General features: G+C 76.3%; 2 protein-coding genes. Both read left to right on the top strand.

All coding sequences use genetic code 11. The annotated features are described in order from the left end of the window. A partial coding sequence (locus B9S61_RS13835; protein WP_308457767.1) for a carboxyl transferase domain-containing protein occupies positions 1–615 on the top strand: 615 nt, incomplete at its 5' end. A 125-nt stretch (positions 616–740) separates the two neighbouring features. Continuing rightward, positions 741–999, top strand: a 259-nt coding sequence (locus B9S61_RS13830; protein ID WP_146064834.1) for a rod shape-determining protein, incomplete at its 3' end; no start/stop codon positions are given.

Genomic DNA, 999 nt, shown 5'->3' with positions numbered 1-999 from the left:
GCGGTCCGCCGCGCCCGCTCCCCCGAACGCCCGCGCGCCACCGCCTACCTGGACGCCTACCTCACCTCCCGCGTCACGATCGGCGGCGACCGCTGCGGCGGCACGGACCCCGACGGCATGCTCTGCGGCTTCGGCGAGCACGAGGGACGTACGGTCGCCTACGCGGCACAGACCGGGACGGCCACCCGTCCCGCCGGGTACCGCACGGCCGCCCGGCTGGTCCGGCTCGCGGACCGGCTCGGCATCCCGGTGCTGACCCTGGTGGACACGCCGGGCGCGGCCAACGACGCGGAGGCGGAACGGCAGGGCGCGGGAGCCGCGATCGCCGACCTGTTCGGCGCCGTGGCCGCCGCCCGTACGCCGGTGACCACCCTGGTCGTCGGCGAGGGCGGCTCCGGCGGCGCGCTGGCCCTGGCGGCTCCCGGCAACACCTGGGCCACCCCGGACAGCTACTTCTCGGTGATCGCCCCGGAACTCGCGGCGGCCATCCTCAAACGCCCCCCGCGGGAGGTGGAGACAACGGCGGACCAGCTCCGCATCCGCCCGCAGGACCTGGTGGAGCTGGGGGTGGTCAGGGGGGTCGTGGGACCGGCGGACCGGGCGCCCCACGGCTGAGAGACCCCGTTCGGCGGCCCCCCACCCGGCCCCCCAGGAAAGGCGCCCGCCCCCGCCCGGCGCGCACGATGCCTGAGAGGTCCGTCGTCCGTCGGGCCGCCGGGCCGCACTCGGGAGGGTCTGCCGTGACCGCAAGTCTGGAGCAGCTGCGCCGCTGCCACTTCGCCGTCGACCTGGGGGCGGCCCGCACCCGGGTGTTCGTCAAGGGCGTCGGACTCGTCGTCGACCAGCCGTCCGTCGCCGCCGTGAACACCCGTACGGGGGCGCTGATCGCGGTCGGCGAGTTCGCGGAGAAGATGACGGGCCGTACGCCGGCCTACATCCGCGTCGTGCGGCCCGTGAGCGGCGGCACGGTCGTCGACATCGAGATGGCCCAGCGCATGC

It is taken from the genome of Streptomyces sp. SM1, assembly GCF_002910825.1.
In the GTDB taxonomy this organism is placed as follows: domain Bacteria; phylum Actinomycetota; class Actinomycetes; order Streptomycetales; family Streptomycetaceae; genus Streptomyces; species Streptomyces okerensis.
Note: the sequence above shows the minus strand (reverse complement) of the source record. Positions and strands in the feature narration are given on the sequence as shown.